The 24423-nt window shown below is 72.7% G+C and carries 22 protein-coding genes; 7 read left to right on the forward strand and 15 right to left on the reverse strand.

The features are described from left to right. Positions 1-52: 52 nt before the first annotated feature. From MWM45_RS12480 to MWM45_RS12505, 6 genes are all read right to left on the reverse strand, one after another. A complete protein-coding gene (locus MWM45_RS12480) occupies positions 53-1021 on the reverse strand; it encodes an ABC transporter substrate-binding protein (protein ID WP_247826721.1) in 969 nt (322 codons plus the stop codon). Continuing rightward, a complete protein-coding gene (locus MWM45_RS12485; RefSeq protein ID WP_043440913.1) occupies positions 1018-1764 on the reverse strand; it encodes an ABC transporter permease in 747 nt (248 codons plus the stop codon). Before MWM45_RS12485 ends, MWM45_RS12480 begins: the two co-directional genes overlap by 4 nt. Further along, positions 1764-2459 carry an ABC transporter permease gene (locus MWM45_RS12490; RefSeq protein ID WP_247826722.1) on the reverse strand — a complete coding sequence of 232 codons (696 nt, stop codon included), beginning with the start codon at positions 2457-2459 and terminating at the stop codon, positions 1764-1766. Before MWM45_RS12490 ends, MWM45_RS12485 begins: the two co-directional genes overlap by 1 nt. A 2-nt stretch (positions 2460-2461) precedes the next feature. Continuing rightward, on the reverse strand, positions 2462-3613 hold the full coding sequence (locus MWM45_RS12495; RefSeq protein ID WP_247826723.1) for an ABC transporter ATP-binding protein: 1152 nt from the start codon (positions 3611-3613) through the stop codon (positions 2462-2464). Between the two features lie 186 nt (positions 3614-3799). Then, entirely contained in the window at positions 3800-4753 is a 954-nt protein-coding gene (locus MWM45_RS12500) for an N-acetylglucosamine kinase (protein WP_247826724.1), read from the reverse strand. Positions 4754-4802: 49 nt separating this feature from the next. Further along, entirely contained in the window at positions 4803-6044 is a 1242-nt protein-coding gene (locus MWM45_RS12505; RefSeq protein WP_247826725.1) for an MFS transporter, read from the reverse strand. A gap of 164 nt (positions 6045-6208) precedes the next feature. Between MWM45_RS12505 and MWM45_RS12510 the strand changes: the two genes are divergently transcribed. Continuing rightward, on the forward strand, positions 6209-6691 hold the full coding sequence (locus MWM45_RS12510) for an Lrp/AsnC family transcriptional regulator (RefSeq protein WP_197060574.1): 483 nt from the start codon (positions 6209-6211) through the stop codon (positions 6689-6691). A 38-nt stretch (positions 6692-6729) separates the two neighbouring features. Further along, positions 6730-7608, forward strand: a complete 879-nt coding sequence (locus MWM45_RS12515) for an alanyl-tRNA editing protein (protein ID WP_247826726.1) — start codon at positions 6730-6732, stop codon at positions 7606-7608. Positions 7609-7624: 16 nt separating this feature from the next. Here the strand turns inward: MWM45_RS12515 and MWM45_RS12520 are convergent, their stop codons facing one another. The 4 genes from MWM45_RS12520 to galU all read right to left on the reverse strand — a co-directional run bounded on the left by MWM45_RS12520 (position 7625) and on the right by galU (position 11669). Next, positions 7625-8935 (reverse strand): aminoglycoside phosphotransferase family protein, encoded by a 1311-nt coding sequence (locus MWM45_RS12520; RefSeq protein ID WP_247826727.1) that lies wholly within the window; start codon positions 8933-8935, stop codon positions 7625-7627. 64 nt (positions 8936-8999) lie between these two features. Continuing rightward, positions 9000-10013, reverse strand: coding sequence for a hypothetical protein (locus MWM45_RS12525; RefSeq protein ID WP_247826728.1), 1014 nt, complete (start codon positions 10011-10013; stop codon positions 9000-9002). Between the two features lie 123 nt (positions 10014-10136). Further along, a complete protein-coding gene (locus tag MWM45_RS12530) occupies positions 10137-10736 on the reverse strand; it encodes a GNAT family N-acetyltransferase (protein WP_418909690.1) in 600 nt (199 codons plus the stop codon). Positions 10737-10766: 30 nt separating this feature from the next. Continuing rightward, positions 10767-11669 carry a UTP--glucose-1-phosphate uridylyltransferase GalU gene (gene galU, locus MWM45_RS12535; protein WP_247826730.1) on the reverse strand — a complete coding sequence of 301 codons (903 nt, stop codon included), beginning with the start codon at positions 11667-11669 and terminating at the stop codon, positions 10767-10769. A gap of 56 nt (positions 11670-11725) precedes the next feature. On the opposite strand from galU, the gene MWM45_RS12540 reads away from it, so the two are divergent. The 3 genes from MWM45_RS12540 (at position 11726) to cpaB (ending at position 13584) form a co-directional block, all read left to right on the forward strand. Beyond that, a complete protein-coding gene (locus MWM45_RS12540) occupies positions 11726-12403 on the forward strand; it encodes a 5-formyltetrahydrofolate cyclo-ligase (protein ID WP_247826731.1) in 678 nt (225 codons plus the stop codon). Positions 12404-12489: 86 nt separating this feature from the next. Continuing rightward, the gene (locus tag MWM45_RS12545) at positions 12490-12822 is read left to right on the forward strand and encodes an FmdB family zinc ribbon protein (RefSeq protein ID WP_247826732.1); all 333 of its coding nucleotides are present in this window, start codon (positions 12490-12492) and stop codon (positions 12820-12822) included. Between the two features lie 90 nt (positions 12823-12912). Beyond that, positions 12913-13584 carry a Flp pilus assembly protein CpaB gene (gene cpaB, locus MWM45_RS12550; protein WP_247826733.1) on the forward strand — a complete coding sequence of 224 codons (672 nt, stop codon included), beginning with the start codon at positions 12913-12915 and terminating at the stop codon, positions 13582-13584. 53 nt (positions 13585-13637) lie between these two features. Here the strand turns inward: cpaB and MWM45_RS12555 are convergent, their stop codons facing one another. From MWM45_RS12555 to MWM45_RS12575, 5 genes are all read right to left on the reverse strand, one after another. Then, entirely contained in the window at positions 13638-13832 is a 195-nt protein-coding gene (locus tag MWM45_RS12555; protein WP_247826734.1) for a hypothetical protein, read from the reverse strand. A gap of 21 nt (positions 13833-13853) precedes the next feature. Beyond that, complete coding sequence (locus MWM45_RS12560; RefSeq protein WP_247826735.1) at positions 13854-17666, reverse strand: DUF4011 domain-containing protein; 3813 nt, start codon at positions 17664-17666, stop codon at positions 13854-13856. A gap of 144 nt (positions 17667-17810) precedes the next feature. After that, on the reverse strand, positions 17811-19397 hold the full coding sequence (gene guaA / locus MWM45_RS12565) for a glutamine-hydrolyzing GMP synthase (protein ID WP_247826736.1): 1587 nt from the start codon (positions 19395-19397) through the stop codon (positions 17811-17813). A 60-nt stretch (positions 19398-19457) separates the two neighbouring features. After that, complete coding sequence (locus MWM45_RS12570) at positions 19458-19946, reverse strand: DUF3817 domain-containing protein (RefSeq protein ID WP_247826737.1); 489 nt, start codon at positions 19944-19946, stop codon at positions 19458-19460. After that, on the reverse strand, positions 19939-20817 hold the full coding sequence (locus tag MWM45_RS12575) for an SURF1 family protein (protein ID WP_247826738.1): 879 nt from the start codon (positions 20815-20817) through the stop codon (positions 19939-19941). The genes MWM45_RS12570 and MWM45_RS12575 overlap by 8 nt, the downstream gene beginning before the upstream one ends. A gap of 130 nt (positions 20818-20947) precedes the next feature. Here MWM45_RS12575 and MWM45_RS12580 point away from each other — a divergent pair, with 130 nt between their 5' ends. Beyond that, on the forward strand, positions 20948-22669 hold the full coding sequence (locus tag MWM45_RS12580; RefSeq protein ID WP_247826739.1) for an ABC transporter ATP-binding protein: 1722 nt from the start codon (positions 20948-20950) through the stop codon (positions 22667-22669). Next, positions 22662-24407, forward strand: a complete 1746-nt coding sequence (locus MWM45_RS12585; RefSeq protein ID WP_247826740.1) for an ABC transporter ATP-binding protein — start codon at positions 22662-22664, stop codon at positions 24405-24407. Before MWM45_RS12580 ends, MWM45_RS12585 begins: the two co-directional genes overlap by 8 nt. The last annotated feature ends 16 nt before the right edge of the window (positions 24408-24423 follow it).

Below are 24423 nucleotides of genomic sequence, written 5' to 3' on the forward strand. Positions count from 1 at the left end.
TAGCAATGCCGTGCAGCGGGCCCCTGCCGTGCCGGAGCCACCTGCCGGAGGCCTAGCCGACGAGGCCCTTCTCGGCGAGCCAGTCGGCTGCCGCGTCCGCGGGATTCCGCTTCTCGTCGCCGCTGACCTCGCGGTTCAGGGCGAGCAGATCGTCCGTGGTCAGCTGGGCCGATACCTCGTTGAGGACGGTCTGCGCCTCCTCGTTCACCGTGTCGGTGTTGACGAGCGGGAGGACCTGCTGCGCGATGAAGTTGTTCTCCGGGTCCTCGAGGACCACGAGGTCGTTGTCGTCGATCGACGGCGTGGTCGTGTAGATGTCCGCGGCCTGCACGGTGTCGTCCAGGAGGGCGTTCAGCGTGATGTCCCCGCCGCCGTCGTTGATGGCCTCGAACCCGCCGGGCTCGCAGTCGTATTTCGCCTTGAGGCCGGGCAGGCCGTAGGCGCGTTCCTGGAACGTGCTGGGCGCGCCGATGGTGATCTCGCCGCAGACCTCCGCGAGGTCCTCGATCGAGGTGAGGCCGTACTTCTCGGCGGTCGCCGCGGTCACCACGAGGGCGTCCTTGCTCTCCGCCTCGGAGGGTTCGAGCACCCCGAGGTTCACGTCCGGCGACTTCGCGGACAGGGCCTCCGGGAGCGCAGCGAAGATGTCCTCGGCGGACTCGGCGGTGGCCTCCGGGTCGGCGAAGAGCAGCAGGTTGCCGCTGTAGTCGGGGATGATGTCCACCGAACCGTCCTCGAGGGCGGTGTAGTAGATCTCCCGCGACCCGATGTTGAGCCTGGTGGTGGCCTCGACACCGGCCGCGTTGAGCGCTCCGGCGTAGATCTCGGCGACGATCTGGCTCTCGGGGAAATCGGCGGAGCCGACGACGACGGAGCCGCCGTCCGCAGCAGCCGATTCCTGTGGTTCCCCCTGGGGGTCGCTGTTGGCACCGCAGGCAGTCAACGCCAGCGCGGCCGTCAGGCCGCCAGCCAGTCCCATCAAAGCGCGCCGTCCGGCGCGTTGTGCTGACAGGTTCTTCATGTTGTTCCTCCTTGTGCACTGGCGACGGCCTTCTGCCGGCCAGATCCTTGAGCCCTCACCCGGTCCGAGGTCCGGAGTCCGGGTGAGATGACGATTCTCTGCAGCAGTCCCATGAGCAGATCGACGGCGATCGCGAGGACCGTGATGACCACGGCGCCGCCGAAGAGGCGCCCGTAGTCGGCGAGCTGCGTCCCCTCCACGAGGTAGACCCCGAGCCCGCCGAGGTTGATGAAGGCGACGACGGCGACGGTCGCGATGACCTGCAGCAGGGCGGCGCGCACTCCCCCGAGGATCACCGGGAGCCCGTTGGGCACCTCGACCCGCAGCAGGATCTGCCGTTCCCCCATGCCCATGCTCCGCGCGGCGTCCACCACCGAGCGGTCCACCGAGGAGATCCCGGCGTAGATGCCGGTGAGCAGGGGTGGCACGGCGAGCAGCACGAGCGCCCAGATGGGCGGCATGAGGCCGAGGCCGGCGAGCAGGACGAACAGGAACGCCAGGCCGAGCGTGGGCAGGGCGCGGAGGATGCCGACGCCAGAGACGATCACGACGCGGCCGCGGCCGGTGTGGCCCACGTAGAGGCCGATCGGGACGGCGATCACCAGGGCGATGAGCATGGTCAGGCCCGTGTAGCCGAGGTGCTCGGCGACGCGCACCGGGATGCCGCGCTCGCCCTCCCAGTTGGCGGGGGCGGTCAGCCACTCCCACATCTGCACGAAGAGGTTGTCACTCGTGTAGTCCATCAGGCACCCGCCGCTTTCGCCTCGAGGGCCACGATCTCCGCGTCCGGTGCGCCGCCGGCCGCGACCTTCCGCGTCCACGGCGTCAGGAGCCGCTCCGCGAGCACGAGCAGGAGGTCCATGACCAGCGCGAGCAGCAGGATGATGATGATCCCGACAGCGATCTCGGTGGGGAAGGACCGGAACAGTCCGTCCGTGAACAGCGTCCCGAGGCTCGGGACGCCGATCAGCGCACCGACGCTGACGAGCGAGATGTTGGTGACGGAGACGACGCGCAGCCCGGCGAACAGCACGGGCAGCGAGAGCGGGAGGTCCACGGTCAGGAACCGGCGGACGGGCGTGTAGCCCATGGCGACGGCGGCCTGCCGGACGCCGTCGTCGATCGAGTTCAGGGCGTCGAGCGTGGCCCGCACGAGCAGCGAGAAGGCGTAGATCGCGAGGGCCACGATGACGTTGACGGGGTCGATCACGCGGGTGCCCAGCACCACGGGCAGGAACACGAACATGGCCAGGGACGGGATCGTGTAGAGGATCGAGGAACCGGTCAGCAGGACCGATCCCACGACGGCGTTGAGCCGGGCGAGCTGCGCGACGGGCACCGCGACGAGCAGCCCGAGGAGCAGTGGCACGACGGCCTGGAAGAGGTGCAGGCGCGTGTGCAGCCAGACGAAGTCGAGGTTTGCGAGGAACCAGTCCATGGCTAGACCGCCGTGTTGTGGTCGGCGCGGCCCCGGTCGAGCCGCGCGGCCTCGATGAGCTCGAAGACCTCGGCCGCGTGCACCACGCCCACCGCGCGGCCGTCGTCGTCGACGGTCACACCCAGGCCCGACGGCGAGGAGAGGGCGGCGTCGAGCGCCCGCCGCAGGGTGTCGCCGCGCGTGTAGAGGGAGCCACCGGGGACGGCGTCGGCCTGCCGCGCGATGCTGCCGCGGGTGGCCTGCGGCACCCAGCCGTGCGGGCGGCCGGCGGCGTCGATCAGCAGCGTCCACGGCGAGCGCACCGACACGGTGGGGTCCGCGAGCTGGTCGACCCCGATGGTCTCGACGGGGTGGATGGTGACGCCGGCGCCCGGCTGGAAGGAGAGGTGGCGGAAGCCGCGGTCGCGTCCCACGAAGCCCGCCACGAAGTCGTCGACGGGGGCGCGGAGGATCTCCTCCGGGGCGGCGTACTGCGCGAGGCGGCCGCCGACGGCGAAGACGGCCACCTTGTCGCCGAGGACGGTCGCCTCGTCGATGTCGTGGGTGACGAACACGATGGTCTTGGCGAGGTCGCGCTGCAGGCGCAGCAGCTCCTCCTGCAGCTCGGCGCGGACCACGGGGTCGACGGCGCTGAAGGGCTCGTCCATGAGGAGGATGGGCGGATCGGCCGCGAGGGCCCGCGCGACACCGACGCGCTGCTGCTGCCCGCCGGAGAGCTGCCCCGGGTACCGTCCGCCCAGTTCGGGGGCGAGGCCGACGACGGCGAGGAGTTCCTTCGCGCGCGTGCGTGCCTCGGCCTTCCGGACGCCGTTGAGGCGCGGGACGGTCGCGATGTTGTCGAGGACGGACCGGTGCGGCAGGAGGCCCGAGGACTGCATGACGTAGCCCATCGAACGCCGGAGGTCGGAGGCCTTCTGCGTCGAGACGTCCTGCCCGTCCACCAGGATCTGGCCGGAGGTCGGTTCCACCATCCGGTTGATCATGCGCAGGGAGGTCGTCTTGCCGCAGCCCGACGGGCCCACGAAGACGGTGATCTTCCCGCGCTCGATGTCCATGGTGAGGTCGTCCACCGCGGGGCGGCCGCCGTCGTAGGTCTTGGTGACGCCGCGGAATTCGATCTGGTGCCGGGTGGCGGCCTGCTCGGGGGATGTCATGGCAGCTGTGCCTTTCGTGGCAGGAGCTTCTCGGCCGGGCTGCGCCCACGGACCGCCCATGCGGTTCCGGCTTGCCGTCTGGTATGTCGCTGCACGGGACGCGCAGCGGTCAGTTCAAGCGTTCGGAGGTTCCGAGTCTAACCATGCGTTCGGAGCAGAGGACACCGCGGGTTGGTGGCGCTTGCGTCACAGGAGGAACCGGACGCCCATCACGGGGTCCTCGTGGAGGACCACGACGTCGTCGATGCCCTCCGCCGCGAGCCGCGCCCGCAGGCGTTCCTGCAGTGCCGGCTGGTGCATCGCGAGCCCGCCGCCCAGCACCACGGGCCCGGGCATCCCGATCACGGAGGCCACGTCGAGCACGAGGCGCGTGAGGTCGGTGGCTGCGCGGTCGAGGATGGCGGCGGCGTCGGGATCGCCGGCCCGTGCGGCGTCGAACACGGCCCGGGACTGCGCCGCCCAGTAGGTGCGCCCGGCGCCCGAATGGAAGAGGCCGATGAGTTCGGTGGGCGTGGCGACGCCGTTGAGGGCGAGGACCGCGGCGTCGAGGGCATCGGGGGCCAGCCCGACGTCGTGGCGGTGCAGGGCCCGGCGGACGGCTTCGCGGGCCACCCAGTACCCGCTGCCCTCGTCGCCGAGGAGGTACCCCCAGCCGCCGGAGCGGGCCTCGCGGCCGTCGCGGGTGGTACCCCACGCGACGGAGCCGGTGCCGGCGATGACGGCGATCCCCGCGTGGGCACCTCCCGCGGCGAGGATGAGGCGGGTGTCGTGCACCACGTCGATGGCCGCGTGCGGCGCGTGGAGGGCGATCAGGGCGCGGAGGCGATCGGCGTCGGCCGCGGTGTCCACTCCCCCGGAGCCGGCGATGACGCGCGCGACCGGGCCCGCGTCCGCGTGCGCCAGGAGGTCGTGGAACAGCTCGCCCAGGCTGCGGGCGGCGGCGTCCGGGGTGACGTTCTGGACGTTGGCGCTTCCCGCCTTCGCCTCTGCGACGAGCCGTCCGCCGCGCCAGAGCGCGCCGTGGGTCTTGGAGCCGCCGATGTCGAGTCCGACGACGAGCGTCGCGGACCCGCCGCCCGCTCCGGGACCCCCGTCGGGGGCGGAGGGGTGCGGGGCGGGCGGCGCGGGAGTCTCGGACATGCCTACAGCCTACAAACTGGCCGGCGGGCGGCCGTCGGGTCCGGCAGGGTCAGCGCGGGGCCCTGGCCCGGAGGACCAGGGAGCCCGCGGCGAGGACGCCGCAGACCGCGCAGATGGCCAGCGCGAAGACGGTGACCGAGGCGTTGAGGCCCCAGACGCCCGCCGCGGCGCCGAGGCCGAGGACCGGGACGGCGCTGCCGAGGTAGGTGATGACGTACACGGCGCTGACGGTCTGTGCGTGCAGGGCCGGGTCCACCCTCATGGACACCTCGTTGAAGACCACACGGAAGGCCATGCCCTGGCCGAAGCCGGTGACGACGCACGCCCCGATGAGCAGGGGCAGGCTGCCGGACGCCTGCGCGACGGGCAGCAGGCCCACGCCCAGCGCCATGCCGGCGAGTCCGGCCGGGACCACGAACCGTCCGCGCGGCGAGACGAGCTGGCTGATGGCGGACGAGCCGAGCACGAGCGCGGCGAGGAGACCGATCAGCGGGCGGGAGGTGGTCCCGGCGATGCCCGCGAACCAGGTGGGGGCGAGGCTCAGGGTGAACCCGAACACCGCGAAGCTGAGGAACCCGACGGACGACGCCGTCCAGAAGGACCGGCGCGCTTCCCTCGACACGGCCGGCTTGCGGGGCCGCAGGACGGCCAGGGGCTTGCCCGCCGCGGCGGGCTTGATCGCCGGGCGCGCACGGAGCAGCACGAGGGGGACCAGGAGGCTCGCCAGCACGACGAGGTACACCACGAAGGGGGTCCTCGTCGGCGAGGGCAGGAGCGAGAGCAGACCGCCGATCACGGGCCCTGCGGCGACCCCTCCGGCGGAGGCCATGAGGGTGAACCGGGACGCCCAGTCCGGGCGGGTGGGGAGCAGGTCGCGGAGCGCGGCGGCGCTGGCACCGGTCGCCAGGGCGACGGCGCCGCCCTGGAGCATGCGCCCGGCGGCGAGCATGGGCAGCGAGGTGGCGACGGCGAAGAGTGCGGCGCCGAGGAGCCCGAGGACGACGGCGAGGACGAGGGCAGCCCGCCGTCCGATGTGGTCCGACCAGTGGCCGGCGTGGACGAGCCCGCCGATCAGGGCCACGACGTAGGACGCGAACGCCACCGTGACGGCGAAGGAGGAGAGCCCCAGCTCGGCCTGGATGAGCGGGTAGAGCGGGGTCGCGAGGTTCGCGCCGATCAGGAGGGTGGAGATCACGGTCACGGCCAGCACGAGCCGGACGGCGAGCGATGCATCCCACCGCCGTGCCCCGACCGCCGCCGGCCTCATCCGCAGCTCGTCGATGACGCTCATCCCACCACTTTTCCTCGCTCGCGCGCCTTGCAGGCACTTCCCGGGTACGCTCATGCACGGCCCCCTCTAGGATGGGGCGGATTGACCGCAGTGCTATTTTGCGGTGCTGATATTTGAGCGTTGTGCGCAACACAGCGACGACCGACTGATGGGAAGTGAGCGTCGTGAGCAAGCTGGACAATCTCGACCTGCGGCTGCTGCTCGCACTGGTGAGGGACCCCCGCGCGCAGGTGAGCGAACTGAGCGAGCTGCTCGGCGTGGCCCGCAACACGGCGCAGGCCCGCATCCGCCGGCTCCTGCGGACCGGGGCGCTGCGCCGCAGCGGCCGTGAACTGGACCTGGAGGCGCTCGGCTACGACGTCGTCGCGTTCATCACCATCGAGGTGTCCCACCGCGAGCTCGACGGCGTCATCGCCGGGCTCCGCACCCTGAACCAGGTCCTCGAGGTCCATGAGATCTCCGGCCGGGGCGACGTATGGTGCAGGGTCGCGGCCACCGACACCCACAACCTGCAGGCCGCGCTGCGCTCCGTCCTGAGGATCAAGGGCGTCATCCGCACCGAGACCGTCCTCGCCCTGCACGAGCACATCCCCTACCGCACCGAGCCCCTGCTCGAGCGTCTCGCCCAGCGTCCCGCGGACACCTGAGCCGCGCGCCCCACCACGAACCACGTCGAGGAGATCCCATGACCCTGCCCACCACCGACACCCGCGTCACCTACCCTGCGGGGGCCACCGAGGCGCTCTCCCGGGTCCTGCACGTCGAAGCCCGCGGCGGCGGACACGCCGTCCTGCTCGACACCACCGCCTTCCACCCGGTGGACCACGCCTGGCCCGACCAGGGCGCGGACCGGGGTGTCCTCGAGATCGGCGCGCGCCGCTGGACCGTGACCGGCTGCGTGCTCGGCGCGACCGACGGCACCACGCTGCACCTCGGGGCGGACTCCCCCGTCCGCAAGGGCACCGAGGGGTGGGCGTTCGTCGTCGTGCATCTGATCGAGGGCGCGGCCGGTGACGGTCCGGCGGAGGGCGACGACGCCGTCGTGCGGGTCGACGCCGCCCATCGTGCCGCCGTGTCCGCGGGGCACACCGGGTGCCACCTCGCCTCGCTCGCGCTGAACCGGGCGCTGGCCGGCCGCTGGAAGAAGGACGTGGCGCCCGACGCCCTCGGTGCACCGAACTTCGACGCGCTCGCGATCGACACGACGGACATCGGCGAGTTCGGATCCCTCGACCGGTACCGCCTCGGCAAGTCCCTCCGGCGGAAGGGCTTCTCCGTCGAGGACCTCGACCTGACGGCGACGGCCGCGGCGGTGAACGCGACGCTCGCGGCCTGGACGGCCACGGGAGCCCCCATCAGCATCGTGGCGGACGGCGGCGGGCTCACCGACCGGCGCCGCTGGGTCTGCGACCTGCCCGGGGAGCGGGCGGAGATCCCCTGCGGCGGCACCCACCTGGCCTCCCTCGCCGGTGTGGACGTGACCGTCCGGCTCGGGCTCGGCGACGCGGACGGGACGCCGGTCCTGCAGATGGACACCCGGGTGGGCGTTCCCGCGCTGCTCTGAGGGTCCCTCCGGGCCGCTAGGCACTCCGGCCGCGGTGGGGCGCGGTCCGGAGCCGCTGCGCCTCGGTGAGGAACCGCTCGGCGACCTCCAGGCGGGACACGGCCTCGGGCATGCCGTCCCTGCCGGCGGCACCGTCCGCGCCCTCCCGGACGTCCGCGCGGCGTCGTGCTCCCGCGACGAGTGTGAGGCTGACGGCGGCCGCACGGCTCCTGAGGGCCACCGGGTCGACGCGGCGGTCGAAGGCCTGCGCGAAGCGCAGCAGGGCCTGCGGCACCTGCGCGTAGCCGGTGTGCAGCGCGGGAAGGACGGCGAGGTGCCCGAGGAAGCAGGCGAGGTCGTCCACGAGATGCCCGGGCCCGAGCGCGTCGACGTCCAGGAGCCCGGACACCGATCCGTCCGCGACCAGGAGGTTCCCCTCGTAGAAGTCCCCGTGTGTCGGCACGAGGGGGCCGCCGTCGCTGGAGCGGACCTCGGCGTCGATGCCAGCGGCGAGGCGGCGGATACGATCGGCCTCCCCCGGCAGGGCCGCCACCGCCCCCTCGGCGTAGTCCCGGACCCTGGCCGACCACGGCGGGCGCGTCGGCAGCGCCATGACCTCGGCCGGCAGCGAGGCGAGGACCCGCAGCAGCGCGTCGGGCTCGACGCCCTCCGCGCCGTCGCGCATGAGGAGTTCGGCGAGCGGCGTGCCGGGAGCCGCCTGCATGGCGACGACGTCCTGCACCGGCCCGGCGGCGAGGGCGGGGGCGGGGACACCGGCGGCCCGGAGCATCCGGTGCCGTTCGGCGAGCGGCCCCGCGGCGTCGCGCCGGAGCACCTTCAGGTAGCGGCGCTCGTCCCCGTTCCGCGCCAGCACCACGGCGCGGCGCAGCGGCCGGTAGCTCCGGAGCTCCAGCAGTGTCGCCCCGGCGTCGTGCCCGGGCCCGAAGGCGAACCGCGTGGCCGCTGCGGGGTCGAGGGCGGAGGGAAGTCCCGGCAGGAGCGGGTCGTGGGGGTGCACCCATGCCGCGAGGGTGTCGGCGCCGCGCCGGTGGACCACGGTGACCCGGGCCGGGGCCTGCGGGAGCGGACAGGAGGTGATGCAGGCATGGGTGGGTGCGGGCCCGGAAAGCGCTGCCCGGCCGCGTGCTGCGCGGTGCGGGACGGCGTCGACGGAGAACACACCCGTGGCTCCGACGCCGGGGCGGTGGTGCAGGGACGCGAGCTGCCAGGCGCCGAGCTCCCAGCCCGCCGTGGCGAGGACACGCCGCAGGAGATCCTCCGGCGCGTCCGAGCCGAGGAGCGCGATGGCGTCCTGCTCCCGGATGATGTGTGCGTCCCGTGCCCTCATACGATGCCCGGCGGGGCCCTACGGGCGCGGGTGCGCGGACGCAGCCGGTGTCATGCCGGATCCGTCAGGCGCGCCGACGCTGCAGCACGTCGTCGAGGTTGATGCGACCCGTCGCGGGAGCGGCGTCATCCGTCGGTGCAGCGGTGTCGGTGACGTCGAGGGGGTCGGCAGCGGTCGCCGCGACCCGCGCGGCGGCCTCCGCTGCCTTGATGGGCATCCTCGACGCAGCCTTCGGGGCTTCCGGCAGGTCGAGCGGTGCAGGGGCCTGCCGTTCGGCCTTGGCGGCACCGACGTACGTGGGACGCGGCACGTCGACCGGCGCCCAGGCCGTGGACCCCGGCGCCGCGACGCTCGGCGCGGCGGACCCGGCCGGCTCGATGGGCAGTGTGGCCGGCCCGCCCTCGGCCGGTCCTGCGTCACGGACGTCCACGGCGGATGAGCCGTGGAGGCCGGCGAGCGCGGCAGTCCGCTGCTCCATCGCGGTGAGGGCGCGTCCGGGGGTCTCTTCGGCGTCGAACAGGACGGTGGGGCGCGTGGGTGCGGCGGGTGCCGGGTCCACCGGAGCCGCCCGGGGGGCTTCCTCGGGGCCGAGGTCCCGGACCGGTGCCATGGCGTCGGCGAACGCGCGGTTCACGCGGTCCCGGCGGGCACGCACGGCGAGCAGCCTCAGGACCGCGACGGACGCGGCCGTCCCGCCGAGGCATGCCAGCGGGACGAGGAGGGACACGACGCCGATCGCGCCGAGCACGAGGGTCACCAGGGTGCCGATGAGGCACAGGAGGCCGGTCAGGGCGACGGCGATCCGCCCCCACCGGGGGGTGAAGGGCTGCTGACCGGACGTCGTCGTGCGGGACCGGACCACGGCCGTGCCCGGCGTCGTCCCGGGCGCGTCCCAGGTGGTCTCCGGGTGGCGTGGATCGTCCTGTGGCGCGGTCATTGTCATCATGCTCCCCCCGGGACGGCGGGTCCCGGTTGTCGGCGTCTGGCGTCTGGTCCCGGCGAACGCCGGGGTGGTCCTGCCGAGGACGAACGGTGCCACCCACAGCAGCCACAGGCCGACGATTGCTGCGAGTACCAACGAGCTATCCAGGGAGAAGACCACACTCTGAACCGTAGAAGCAATCCCTGCCCGGCTCCTGTATTGCCGGCGGTGTGTCGGCGGCTAATATGCCCCCCTCGGCATCCACCCCGCCCTTCGATGCTAGGGCGCCTGCCGGCTTTCGAGCCACGGGCCGAGCAGGCCCCGTGGCACGTCCTCGGCGGTCAGCGCGAAACTCCTGTGGTCCGCCCACTGTCCGGCGATGTGCAGGAACCGCGGGCGCAGCCCCTCGTCGCGGAAATGCAGCTTCTCCACGACGCGCAGGCTCGCCCGGTTCTCGGGGCGGATGTTGATCTCCATCCGGTGGAGTCCGAGGTCCCGGAAGCAGTAGTCCGTCGCCAGCGCGACCGCCGTCGGCGCGATCCCTCGGCCGGCCCGCTCGGCGTCGACCCAGTAGCCGAGGGTGGCCGTCATCGCCGAGCCCCACGTGATGCCCGACACCGTCAGCTGCCCCACGAGGCGTGCGTCCCGGGACCCGGGCTGCTGCTCCGTGATGAGGAACGGCAGCGCCGCACCGGCCCGCGCCTGGGAGGTCAGGGAGCGCACCATCTGGCGGTAGGTGGGCAGGAAACCCTCCGGATCCGGATTGGAGGCCTCCCAGGGCGCGAGCCAGGCGGCGTTGCGTTGCCGCAACGCCATCCAGGCTGCCTTGTCCCTGTGGCGGATGGGCCTCAGGACCAGCGAACCGGTCCTGAGGTTCACGGGCCAGCTGGTTGCCGACCACACGGCGGACTACTCCGGGATGTTCTTGCTGAAGTCCTTGATCCAGGCACGGAGGTCCGGACCGAGGTCCTCGCGCTCCGAGGCGAGCGTCACCACGGCCTTCAGGTAGCTCAGCTTGTCGCCGGTGTCGTAGCGGCGGCCGCGGAACACGACACCGTACACACCGGATCCCTCGCCCTCGGCGCTCGCGAGGGTCTGCAGGGCGTCGGTCAGCTGGATCTCGCCGCCGCGGCCCGGCGCGGTGGTCTCGAGGACGTCGAACACGCGGGGGTGCAGGACGTAGCGCCCGATCACGGCGAGGTTGGACGGCGCGTCCTCGACGGCGGGCTTCTCGACGAGCTGGTTCACGCGCACGTGGCCTTCGCCGTCGATCTCGGTGATGTCCGCGCAGCCGTAGGCGCTGATCTGCTGGGGATCCACCTCGATCAGGGCGATGACGGACCCACCGGTCTTCGCCTGCACCTCGATCATGGTCTCCAGCAGGGGATCGCGCTCGTCGATCAGGTCGTCGCCGAGCAGGACGGCGAACGGCTCGTTGTTGACGTGCAGCTTGGCTCGCAGCACGGCGTGGCCGAGGCCCTTCGGATCGCCCTGGCGCAGGTAGTGGATGTCGCCGAGCTCCGAGGGGCGCCGCACGGCGGCGAGCTTGTCGTGGTCGCCCTTGTCCTCGAGGGTCTGCTCGATGAAGGGCACGCGGTCGAAGTGGTCCTCGAGAGCACGCTTGTTGCGGCCGGTGATCATCAGGACGTCGGACAGTCCGGCGTCCACGGCCTCCTGCACCACGTACTGGATGGCCGGCTTGTCGACGACCGGGAGCATCTCCTTCGGCATCGCCTTGGTTGCGGGAAGGAAGCGGGTTCCCAGCCCGGCCGCGGGGATGACGGCCTTAGTCACACGTGATCGCAAAGTCATGGGAACCACACTACATAACGGGCCCCCTGTTCCCGGGAAGTCGGCACAATGGTCGAATGACCCCTTCTCCCCGTGATACCCGACCCGCTGCGGAGGCCGGCGCGGACAAGGCCCGGCTGCGCCGCTCGCTCCGGCAGGCCCGCGCCGCACTGGACCCGGCGGACCGGCAGGACCAGTCGGAGGCACTCGCCCATGCCGTGACGCGGCATCTTGGGAGGACCACCGCCCCATCCGGAGGCGCCGCGTCCCGCCGCCCCACGATCGCGGCCTATCTCGGCGTCGATCCGGAGCCGGACACCGCACCGCTGCTCGGGGAACTGCACCGCCTCGGCTTCGGGGTGGCCGTCCCCGTCTGCGAGCCCGGGTACCAGCTGTCCTGGACCGCGTGGACGCCCGGCATCCCGCTCGAGCGTTCCGTGCGCGCCCCGGTGTTCGAACCCGTCGGCCCACGGTGGGCGTTCGAGGAGCTGCCGGACGTCGCCCTCATCCTCGTTCCCGCCCTGGCCGTGGACCGGTCCGGGCACCGCATCGGCCAGGGCGGTGGCTACTACGACCGTTTCCTGGCGCGGCATCCGCTCGGGCGGCCCGGTGCCCTGCCTCGGCTCGGTGCCGTCTACCGCTCCGAGGTCCTGCCCGCCGGTACAATCCCTGCCGAGCCCTTCGACCAGCCCCTCCAGGGCGTCTTCACCGCGGACGGGCTCCTGGACGTCCGGGCACCCCACCCTCCGGTGTAGACTGGCACTCGACCCCGGAGAGTGCCAACAGCGTGTGCTGGAAGCGCACCGGTCGGGGACCACGAAGCCTGTCCAGGAGGATCTCCATGCCCATGTACGCCTATGCCTGCAAGGACTGCGGCCACACCTTCGACATCCAGCAGTCCTTCTCCGACGACTCCCTGACCGTCTGCCCCGTCTGCGACGGCGCGCTGCGGAAGAAGTTCAACAGTGTGGGCGTGGTCTTCAAGGGCTCCGGTTTCTACCGCAACGACTCCCGCGCCACGACGTCGAGCACGGATGCCACCTCCGCCCCCGCAGCGCCGTCGTCGTCCTCGGAGACCTCCGGTGCTCCCAGTACCGCCGGCGCGTCCGCGGGCTCGTCCTCCAGCGCTGCGGCGACCCCGGCCCCGGCGGGCGCCGACCGCGCTGCATCCTGACCATCGGTCCGTGGGCCGTGCACGGCAGCTGATGTCCACATAGCAGCGGCTCACCCCGGCGGGCTGCTCACCGCCGCCTAGCGTCGGTCCATGCACACCGTCCGCCGCCCCCGGGTCGCCCCTCTCCGGTACCGCCTGCACCGGATGGTGCATCGCCGCCGGAGGCTTCTCGCCTGCCTGCTCCTGTGTGCCGCCGCCGGCGTCGCGGTCGAGGCGATCGTCGGAGACGACTACCCGACGACGGCGGTCGTCAGTGCCGCCCGCGACCTCGCCGTCGGGACCGTCCTGACGGACGCGGATGTCTCGATCGTCCGGGTCCCCGACCAGGCCGTCGTCGCCGGGACCCTCCGCCGCGCCGACGAGGTGGTGGGCCGGCAGCTGGCCACTCCCCTGCCGGAAGGCTTCCCGTTCCCGGCGACCGCCTTCGTCGGCGAGGGCCTGCTGACCGGGATGGCGCACGGCACCGTCGCGGTCCCGCTCCGTCCGGCCGATGCCGCCACGGTCCAGCTCCTCGCCCCCGGACAGCGCGTGGACGTGATCCTCAGTACCGGCAACGGGTTCGACGTCCCGGGCGACTCGACGGTCCTCGCACGGTCGGTCGCCGTCCTGTGGACAGCACCGGAAGCAGGCGGCGGGTCCTGGCCGGGAGCAGGGGACGACGGCGGGCTCGTCGTCGTCGCGGCGGGCCCGGAGGACGCCGCGACGCTCGCCGGAGCCTCCAGCGCCGGGGACGTGCACCTCGTCCTCACGACAGGCTCATGAGCACGGGCCGGCGCCCGCGCGGCGCAGTCCCCCGATGCCGTCGGACGCGGCGCTCACCCCCAGTGCGGGGGGCGCTGCTCCCTGAGCCACGCGTCGTGATCGTCCGGGGTGTCCCCCCACGACCGCGGGTCGTCCTCGCCCGCGGTCACCGGGATGGCGGGCGCGGGCGCAATCGCGGGCGCCGGGTCCTTCGGGACATCGCGGCCCGGCCCCGCATCGCGGGCCGGCGGCTGATCGTCGTGGCTCATCCTGTCGCGGTCCTTCCGTGGCTACGGCTGGTCTGCAGGCTCGCGGGGCGGCAGGCCGATGAGCGCCGCCGCGCGCTCCGCGCAGCCGTCCGGGTCCGTGAAGACCTCGATGGTCCACAGCGGCATGTAGCGCCATCCCATGCGTTCGAGGATCTGTGGCCTGAGCCTGCTGCGCTCCCGCACCGACATGGACCTGTAGCGGCTGGTGCCGTCCGATTCGATGGCCAGGGGGGCCGGCCGTTCGTCCTGCGCAGCGGCGGCACTCCCGTCGGCGCGGAGATCGGCGGGCCGCACCGCCACGATGTCGAGGACGCCCGCGTAGTGGTCCCACACCTCGGCGCCGCGGTGCCGCAGCCGGTCCACGAGGTCAGCCACGAGCGGGTCCTCGTTGCTCCCGGACACGGGCCGGCTTCCGCCGGTGTCGCCGAGTTCGCGCTGGAGCAGCTCGAAGAAGTCCAGGGCACCGGCGGTGAGGCGATCCGGGTCGAGGTCGGCGGGCTGGAAGCACGTCAGCACGTGCTGCAGCCGGCGGGCGCGCGTCATCGCCATCACGAAGTTGCGGCGCCCGTCGGGACCGGACAGCGGACCGAAGGAGTGCAGGGCACGCCCGTGGGGGGTCCGGCCGTAACCGAGCGAGAAGATGATGTCGTCGCGGACGAGGCCTCCGGCGCGTTCGACGGGCACGACCCGGAAGGACTCCCGGCCCGGCGTGAAGAACCCGGCGGCCCAGGGGAATTCGGCCATCTGCAGGCGGATCGCCTCCCCGACCCGGGCGGCATGCCGGGCGCTGGCGGTGACGACGGCGAGGGAGGACCGCGGGCGGTGCCGGATGTGCTCGAAGACGAGTTCGACGACGCGCTTGACCTCGACGTCGACGCTCTCCACGCCGTCGTGCTCGGAGCTCGGCATCCCCGTACCGTTCGGCAGGTATTCGACCACGAGACCGCGGCCCTCCCCCGTGACCTCGGAGGCCTGCGGCAGGCGGGTGAGCTTCCCGTCGTAGAACGACTCGCTCAGGTAGGTCCCCAGGCCGCGGTCCACTCCCCGGTACACCTCCGTCAGCCCGCGCACGGGCAGGACCGACCGCAGCGCGTCGAAGGCGCTGGGCAGGGGCTCGAGGGCCGAGGCGCGGTCGGCGGACTGCACCTCGAGGCTGAAGCGGGTGGGAGCGGCCAGGCGGTCGTCGCCGAAGATCACGGTCTGCCCGGAACGCGCCACGCACGGCACCGCGCTCTGCAGGGACATCGACTCGCCGTCGAGGAGGACGGCGGTGTCGAACCGGTAGTCCCCGGGCACGGCACCCCTGATGGTCAGCGGGCTCACGGCCCAGATGGGCAGCAGTGCCGCCACCAGGTCGCGGTGGAGCGCGGCGAAGACCTCCAGGGTGAGGGTGGCGTCCTTCAGCCCCTGACGCAGCGTCGCGGCGTCCTCAGGGTGGCTCTCGACCGCGGCCCGCCAGCGGTCCGCGAGGATCCAGCGGACGCGGGCGGATCCCGAGGCGATGTGCGCGTTGTCGGCGAGCCGGTACTCCGCTTCGAGCTTGCGGAGACTCGCCCCGTCCGACATCGCGAGGTAGTCGTCCCCGCTGATCATGGCCTCGAGGGCGGACTGCCACCAGGCGAGTTCCAGCTCGGCGCCCACGCGGTCGGCGGGCACCTCCCGGGCGGCGAGGTCGGTGAGCAGCTCGGCGAGGCCCTGCTCACGCATCTCGTCGAGGAGCAGTGTGCGCTCGGGCAGCGTCTCCAGGGTGTCCTTGTCCGCGGCGAGGTCGCGCAGCAGCGCCTCGAGGCCGTCCAGGGCCAGTCCGGCGAGGTCCGGGTGCTCCGCCGTGGGACGGAGGATCGCCGTGAGCTCCGCGAGGCGTCCCTCGACGGCGCGGTAGGACGCATGGATCTCGGCCAGCCCGGTGGGCACGGAGGGGTGGCGCTCGGTGAGGGCGTACCGCGTCCACAGGGTGCGCTGCTGCTGCACCTCGAGCAGCGAGCTGTGGAGGTCGGAGATGTGGACGCCGGGCCGGATGTACTCCTTGGCCACGCGCCGCAGCCGGGAGCGTGTCATCGAGCTCATCTCGATGCCGCGTTCCTTGCGCCACGCCGACGGCGCCGTGGCCGAGATCAGGTCCGTCACGGGGCGGTCGAAGATGTCGGGCGTGAACTTGTCGAGGCTGCCCCGCACGGCGACGAGCAGTTCGAGCTGCTCGCCCCACTCCCTGAAGCTGTCGCCGAGGGTGATGTGCGAGTGCTCCGCGACGCGCTGCACCTCGCCGCGCAGCTCGGGGATCCCGGTGGCGAGCTCCTCCGCGAGGCCGTGCGCGTGCTCGGTCTCCTTGCGGTTGAGCAGCTGCGCGCCGTACCAGGGGCTCTCGGTCGAGGCCTTGCTGAAGCTGCCCAGTTCGGCGGCACGCTGGAGCCGCTCCGTCAGCTCCCGGCGGTCGGCGATGGAGTCGAGGACGCTGCGCTTGAGGCGCACCGTGGTGGACGGCGCCGGATCGAGCGCCGTGAGACCGGCCAGGGACTGCATCGCCTGGTAGGGCGAGCACCTCCACCGGCTGCGCACGTCGTGCAGGCTGCGCACGTGCTCGACCAGTTGGTGCCGGTGCTCGGTCAGCGTGGAGTGCAGGGCGTCGAGCGACGGTTCGGCCGCTTTCTCGTTCCGTACCAGGGCGCGGATGACGGCCTCCCGCAACTGGGCGGGACCGGTCTGGCTGCCGAGCTGGAGCACGAGGGAGCCGAGGTTCAGGCCGTCGAGGTCCTGCACGAATTCGTTGAGCGTGCCCCGGCGCTCGGCGGCGACGATCACGCGGCGACCCGCGGCCGCGGACCTGGCCGCGAGGTTGAGCGCCGTCTGGGTCTGGCCCGTCCCCGGCGGAGCGGCCACGACGACGCTCACCCCGGCGGATGCGAGATCGAGGACCTCCTGCTGGGCGCCGTCCGCGTCGAGGATCAGGAGCTCGTCCTGGGGGTCGCGCTCATCGGGTGCCGGGAACGGGAGTCCGTCGGCTGCCGTCGTGAGCGATGCGGCCGCCTCCTCGTCGCCCCGCGCCGACGCCAGGAGCGCAGCAAGGACGGGATGCTCGGGGCGCAGGGCGGGATCGCCCTTCACCCCGGCCAGGTCCGCGAAGGTCGACACGAGGATGCGGTGCTCGATCGACATGCCGCGCACGCCGTCACTGAGCACGCGCATACGCTCGAGGACGGGATGCGGGTCCAGGCGGGCCGTCCCGTAGGCCAGGCGCGCGATGCCCGCCGGGTCCATCTGGAGGCCCTGCTGGTACCGCAGGTGGCGGACCAGTGCCGGGTTCATGCGGGCCTGCTCGGTGATCTGGAGCTCGTAGTCGTCCTGCGACGCATGGACGGTCAGGGACACGGCGGTCAGGAGCACGGGGGCGTTGAGGGTCTGCGACCGCCCGGAATCGTCCACGGAGCGCCAGGACGCCGTGCCGGCGGCCAGGTACCCGACGTCGATCCCGCGTTCCGTCCCGAGTTCGAAGATCTTCGCGCGGAGCGCGCGGGCGGCCGCCTTGGCCGCGCTGTACTGCACCGGGTCCCGGAGGAGGGTCGACAGCCTCGTCCGCCGTCCTGCGAGAAGCTGCGCGAGGCCCGAGGGATGCGCGTGGGTCAGGTCGATGCTGGTGCCGGCGGAGGGCCGGAAGTGGAGCAGGGTGTCCCCGCTGGCCTGCGACCCGAGCCCGTCGAGCCAGGGCTCGAGGAAGTCCCCGGCGGCCGGGGCCTGGGGCGCCGACGCCGGCTGCTGCTGCGACGCCGCGACCGGCCCGTCGTCCTGCGGCTGATCCGCGGGCTCTCCTGCCGCGTCACGCTGGTCCTGCTCCGGCACCGCCGCCTTCTTCCCTGCATTGTCACGTGCTGATCTCGACCAGATGGGCATGTCTTCCAAGCTATCCGAAAAGCGTCCGGACCCCGCGGATAGCAACGCGGCCCGGGCGGACCGGAGTGGGCCGATGCCCGCCCCGGAGCGCGACTACTCCCATTCGATGGTTCCCGGCGGCTTGCTCGTCACGTCGAGCACCACGCGGTTGACGCCGTCCACCTCGTTGGTGATCCGGTTCGAGATCCGCGCGAGCAGGTCGTACGGCAGGCGGGACCAGTCCGCGGTCATGGCGTCCTCGCTCGACACCGGGCGCAGGACGATGGGGTGACCGTAGGTGCGGCCGTCCCCCTGCACCCCGACGCTGCGGACGTCCGCGAGCAGGACCACGGGCATCTGCCACACCTCGTTGTCGAGTCCGGCCGCCGTGAGTTCGGCGCGGGCGATCGCATCCGCCGTGCGCAGCAGTTCGAGCCGTTCCTCCGTGACCTCCCCGACGATCCGGATGCCCAGCCCCGGACCGGGGAAGGGCTGCCGTCCCACGATCTCCGCCGGCAGGCCGAGCTGGGCGCCGACGGCGCGCACCTCGTCCTTGAAGAGGGCCCGGAGGGGTTCGACGAGTTCGAACTGCAGGTCCTCGGGCAGGCCGCCCACGTTGTGGTGGCTCTTGATGTTCGAGGCGCCCTCGCCGCCGCCGGATTCGACGACGTCGGGGTAGAGGGTGCCCTGTACGAGGAAACGGATGGACTCGCCGTCCGCCTCCGCCTCGCGCATGATGGCGCGTTCCGCCTCCTCGAAGGCGCGGATGAATTCGCGGCCGATGATCTTGCGCTTGGTCTCGGGGTCCGAGACGCCGGCCAGCGCGTCGAGGAAGCGGCGCTGCTCGTTGGCGACGTACAGCCTGACGCCGGTCGCCGCGACGAAGTCGCGCTCCACCTGCTCGGCCTCGCCCTCGCGCAGCAGTCCGTGGTCCACGAACACGCAGGTGAGCTGGTCGCCGACGGCGCGCTGCACGAGTGCGGCGGCCACGGCGGAGTCCACCCCGCCGGAGAGCCCGCAGATCACGCGGGCGTCCCCGATCTGCTCGCGGATGCGCTGCACCTGCTCCTCGAGGATGTCGCCGGTGGTCCAGTTCGGGGCCAGGCGGGCGCCCCGGAAGAGGAAGTTCTCGATGACGGCCTGGCCGTGCTGGGAGTGCTTGACCTCGGGGTGCCACTGCACGCCGAAGAGGCCCTTCTCCTCGTTCGCGAAGGCCGCGACGGGCGCGCCGGCGGTGCTGGCGAGGACGTCGAAGCCCTCGGGAGCGGACTGCACGCTGTCGCCGTGGCTCATCCACGCGTTCTGGTGCTCCGGGGTCCCGCTGAGGATCGAGCGGGCCGCGCCGTCGGAGCGCACGTCCGTGGAGCCGTATTCCCGCAGGCCGGTCTTCGCGACCGTGCCGCCGAGGACGTCGGCCATCGCCTGGAAGCCGTAGCAGATGCCGAGGACCGGCACGCCTGCCTCGAAGAGGTCGGCCTCGACGCGGGGCGCGCCCTCGGCGTAGACGCTCGACGGCCCGCCGGAGAGGATGATCGCCGCGGGGTTCTTCGCGAGGATCTCCTGCGTGCTCAGGGTGTGCGGCACGATCTCGGAGTAGACGTCGGCCTCGCGGACGCGGCGCGCGATCAGCTGGGCGTACTGTGCGCCGTAGTCCACGACGAGGACAGGTCGGTGTTCGGAGCCGTTCTCGGGGGTAGTCACCCGTCAACAATAGTCTGCGCGCGCGGACCGGGCTGCATCAGCGGGCCTCTGTGAAGCCGCTCAGTAGCGGGGCGCGGCCTCGGGGTGCGCTGCCAGGTCCTCCTCCACCTGCCGGTGGATCCGCTTCTCGACGACGAAGGACAGCAGCGGCACCACGCCGCCGAGGGCGATGAGGATGAAGCGGCCGAAGGGCCAGCGCATGATCTGCCAGAGACGGAAGTCGGCGATGAGGTAGACCACGTACAGCCAGCCGTGGACGATCAGCACGGTGGTCGAGAGGTTCAGCCCCCCGGCCGTCGCCGCGACGGCTTCGGGCAGGAACTGCAGGGGCGCGCCGCCCCCGGCGACGATCTCCGTCCCGTACCCGTACTTGGCGACCATCTCCACGACCACGAGCAGGAGCATCACACCGGTCGCGTACGCGAGGACCTTGTAGAACCTGAGGGCGGCGCGGATCTGCGCATGCGTACCGCCGAACCGCCGCTTCGGCGTGCCCTTCGCGGGCGTGCGGCCCGATCCGGTGGTCGGGTCGAGAGCTGGCTCAGTCACGGTGCATTCCGCCTTCGGTGTCGGGTCTCATCTCGGAGCGTGCTGCGGGCATCGCGTCGGATCGGGTGCCGGGGACGGGCTCTGCCCCTGCCTCCTCGGCGTCCTCGGCGTCCTCGAGCGCGCGGCGGTGGTCGTCGGCGACGAGGCGCCACCACAGGAAGAACGCGAAGCCCGCGAAGACGAACCACTCGATCGCGTAGAAGATGTTGAGCCAGTTGATGGGCGTCTCCTGCGGCTGCGGACCGACGACCACCGGCTCCATGCCGGCGGCGAAGGGCACGTCCGCTCCCCCGGCGGTCACCGTCGTCGCCACCACGAACGCCGCGTAGGCGCGGGCGTCCCAGCGGTTGGTCAGCTCGGCGGTGGACAGCGAGGGCACCTCGCCCTCGACGGGCCGCTGCACCAGGGGCGCCTCCGGCGGCAGCAGGCGTCCGACGACGGCGGCCGGTCCCTCCTGCTCGGGCAGGGAGGAGGCGTCCTCGGCCGCGGGCACCCAGCCGAGCACGATCGGGATGACGGCATCCTGCCCGGCATCCCCGGCCGGCGTCGCCGCGCCGTCGACGGCGAACGCCTGGATCACCCAGAGGCCCTCCTCGCCGTCGCGCACGCGGTCCTGGACCAGGGTGCGGGTGTCCGGCAGGAACGTGCCGTCGAGCGAGACCATCTGGTCGGCGCCCGAGGCGTACAGGGGCGTGAGGGGCTGGAGCACGTCGGTCAGGGGCCGGACGTCCTCGGTGGTGCTCGGTGCAGGCGGCGGGGCCTGTCGCGAGGAGTTGAACTGCCACTGGCTGAGGAGCACGAAGACCGAGGCGATCGCCATCGCGAGGACCAGCAGGAGGATCCATCGGGGCTTGAGCGCGGTCTTCAACACACCTCAACGGTACTTCGTGCCTCTGTAGAACAACGAATGATGCCCGGATCGAACGCTCCGGGACCGGGCCGGGAAAACTGATTGGGAAATCTCTATCACTCGACCCGGATCCGGTCTACGCTTGGTCCTCGTGCGCTCCTTTCCCTACCCCCTCACCGGCCCCCCGGACCTGCGCTCGCCCGCGCGCTACCTGCTGTGGCTCGCGGGCCACCAGAAGGCCACGCTGGCCGCCGGGATCCTGCTCGGCACGGTCTGGATGACGTCGCAGGCCGTGATGCCGTTCGTGCTCGGACGGGCCATCGACGACGGCGTCATCGGCAGGGACTACGCGGCGCTCGTCGCGTGGGCCGGCGCCCTGCTCGGCCTCATGGTGGTCCAGGCGGTCTCCGACACCGCCACGCACCGCGCCGGGGTCAGCAACTGGATGCAGGCCGCGTTCCGTTCCGTCCGCCTGGTGGGCCACACGATCAGCAGGACCGGCGACGCCCTGCCCACGGCCCTGTCCACCGGGGAGGTCGTCTCGACGGCGGCCTCGGACGCCTTCCGCCTCGGCGAGGTCTACGAGGTCCTGATGCGCCTCGCCGGCGCCGCCGCGGCCTGGCTCGTGGTGACGGCCCTCATCTGGCAGACCTCGCCCGTGCTGGGCGTCGTGGTGCTCGCGGGCGTCCCCGTGTGCTGCGGACTGCTCCTGTTCGTGGTGCGCCCCCTGCAGGCGCGGCAGCGCGAACAGCGCGAGGCGTCCGGCAGGATGACGGCGGTCGGCGCGGACACCGTGGCCGGGCTGCGCGTACTGCGCGGCATCGGCGGCGAGCACATCTTCGTGGACCGGTACCGGGCCCGGTCCGCGGAGACCCGCGACTCGGGCATCCGCGTGGCGCACTCCCTCGCGGACCTCGAGGCGTCGCAGGTCTTCATCGCGGGCACCTTCAGCGTGGTGTTCACGTGGGTCGGGGCATCCCTGGTCCTCTCGGGCGACATCACGCCCGGCGAGCTGGTGGCGCTGTACGGCTTCTCGATCTTCCTCATGACCCCCATCCGGGCGGCCGCCGATTCCGTGGCGCGTTTCATCCGCGCGCACGTGGGCGCCCGGAAGATCCTCGCCGTGCTCGCGGTCCGGTCGAACGTCGCCGAGAGCACGACGCCGGTCCCCGCCCCGCCGTCGGGCTCCGTGCTCGTCGACGAGCGCTCGGGCATCGTCGTCGAGCCCGGCCTGCTGACGGCGGTCGTCGCGAAGGACCCCGCCGACGCGACGGACGCCGTCACGCGCCTCGGCCGCTTCGAGGACGCCGTCCTCCAGGAGGCGGGTGTCCGGTGGGGTACCGCCGACCTGCGGCATGTGCCGCTCGCTGCCGTCCGCGAGCGCATCGTGGTCAGCGAGGCGAGCCCGCAGCTCTTCAGCGGGCCGCTGCGCCGGCAGCTCGACCCGCACGGCAGGCACGACGACGCCGCGATCCTCGCGGCCCTCGAGGACGCCGGCGCCCTCGACATCCTGGACGGCCTCGAGGACGGCCTCGACCACGCGGTGACCGAGCGGGGCCGGAGCTTCTCGGGTGGGCAGCGCCAGCGCCTGGTCCTGGCCCGCGCGTACCTGACCGACGCCGAGACCCTCGTCCTGGTGGAACCGACGAGCGCCGTCGACGCCCACACCGAGCAGCGCATCGCGTCCCGGCTGGCCGGGGCCCGGCGCCGGGACGGCCGGACGACCGTCCTGGTCACCGCCAGCCCGCTCCTGCTGCGGGCCATGGACCGCGTGATCTTCCTCGAGGACGGCCGCGTCGCCGCGCAGGCCGGCCACGCGGAGCTCATGACCAGCACCCCCGCCTATCGAGATGTGGTGATCCGCAGTGAGTAGTACGGCCACGCTTCCCGTCGCCGCCCCGAAGACGGTGCGCGACGAAGCCGCACGCCTGATCCGCCACCACCGGCGGGGCCTCGGAATGGTGATCGCCCTGTACGTCGGATCGGCCGTCGCGGGGCTCGCCGGGCCGCTGCTGCTCGGGCTCCTCATCGACGCCGTCGCGGCGGGCACGACGCCCGGGTTCGTGGCGACCGTGTCGCTCGGGATGCTCGCGTTCCTCGCGGTGCAGTCGGCGCTGCGCCGGTACGCCGTCCGCTCCGGCATGGTGTTCGGCGAACGCGTGTTCGCCGAACTGCGCGAGGACTTCATGGAGGACGTCACCGCGCTCCCCCTCTCCACGGTCGAGAAGGCCGGCACCGGCGACCTGGTGGCCCGCACCACCAACGACATCGACGCCGTGTCCCACACGGTGCGCTTCGGCGTGCCGCAGGTCGTCGTGTCGGTGGTGACCATCGTCCTGACGCTCGGCGCCGCCGTCGTCACCTCCCCCATCCTGTCGCTGGCCCTCCTCGTGGGGCTGCCGCTGCTCTGGCCCGTCACGCGCTGGTACCTCCGGCGCAGCGCCGGCGGGTACATGCGCGAACGCGAGACCTACGCCGTCGTGAACGGGACCATCACCGAGACCATCGAGGGCGCCCGCACCGTGGACGCCCTCGGCCTCGGCGGGCTGCGCCGCGCGGACCTCGACGACGCCCTCGGCACCAGCTACAAGGCGGAGCGCTACACGCTGTGGCTGCGCTCGGTGCTGTTCCCGGCCGCGGACATCGCCTTCTGGCTGCCCGCCGCGGCCGTCCTCCTGTGGGGTGGCTGGCTCGCGGGCCAGGGGCTGGTGACGCCGGGCGCCGTGGCCGCCGTCGCACTGTTCGCGGTGCGGCTCATCGACCCGGTGGACCTGCTCATCATGTGGACCGACGAGATCCAGGTGGGCGCCGCGTCGCTGGCCCGGATCGTCGGCATCAAGGGCGTGGAGCCGGACCGGGAGGCGACGACGGCGGAACCGGCGAACGAGGACATCGTCGTGTCGGCCGCCACGTACGCCTACCGTCCGGGCCACAACGTGCTGCACGGCGTGGACCTCACGCTCGTGCGGGGCGAGCGGCTCGCCGTCGTCGGGCCGTCCGGGGCCGGCAAGTCGACGCTGGGGCGCCTGATCGCCGGGATCCACCCGCCGACGTCGGGCTCGGTCACGGTGGGCGGCGTGCCGCTCGTGGACCGGCCGCTGGACGACCTGCGCCGCGAGGTGGCGCTCGTGACGCAGGAGCACCACGTGTTCGTCGGCTCCGTCTCCGACAACGTGCGCCTCGGCCGGGCGGACGCGGGCGACGGCGAGATCGAGGACGCCCTGCGCAGCGTCGGGGCGCTCGACTGGGTGAAGCAGCTGCCCGAGGGCATGGACACGGAGGTGGGTTCGGGGGCGTTCGAGCTCAGCCCCGCCCGGGCCCAGGAGCTCGCCCTGGCACGGCTCATCCTCGCCGATCCGCACACCCTGGTGCTCGACGAGGCGACGTCCCTCATCGATCCGCAGGCCGCACGCGATCTCGAACGCTCGCTGAACGCGGTCCTCGAGGGGCGGACCGTCATCGCCATCGCGCACCGGCTGCACACGGCGCACGACGCCGACCGCGTGGCCGTCGTCGAGGGCGGGCGGATCGCCGAGCTCGGCTCGCACGAGGAACTGCTCGCGCTCGACGGCGCGTACGCGTCCCTGTGGCACTCGTGGCGGAGCGACTAGCGGACAGGCCGCCCGC

It is taken from the genome of Arthrobacter antioxidans (assembly GCF_023100725.1).
Lineage (GTDB): Bacteria > Actinomycetota > Actinomycetes > Actinomycetales > Micrococcaceae > Arthrobacter_D > Arthrobacter_D antioxidans.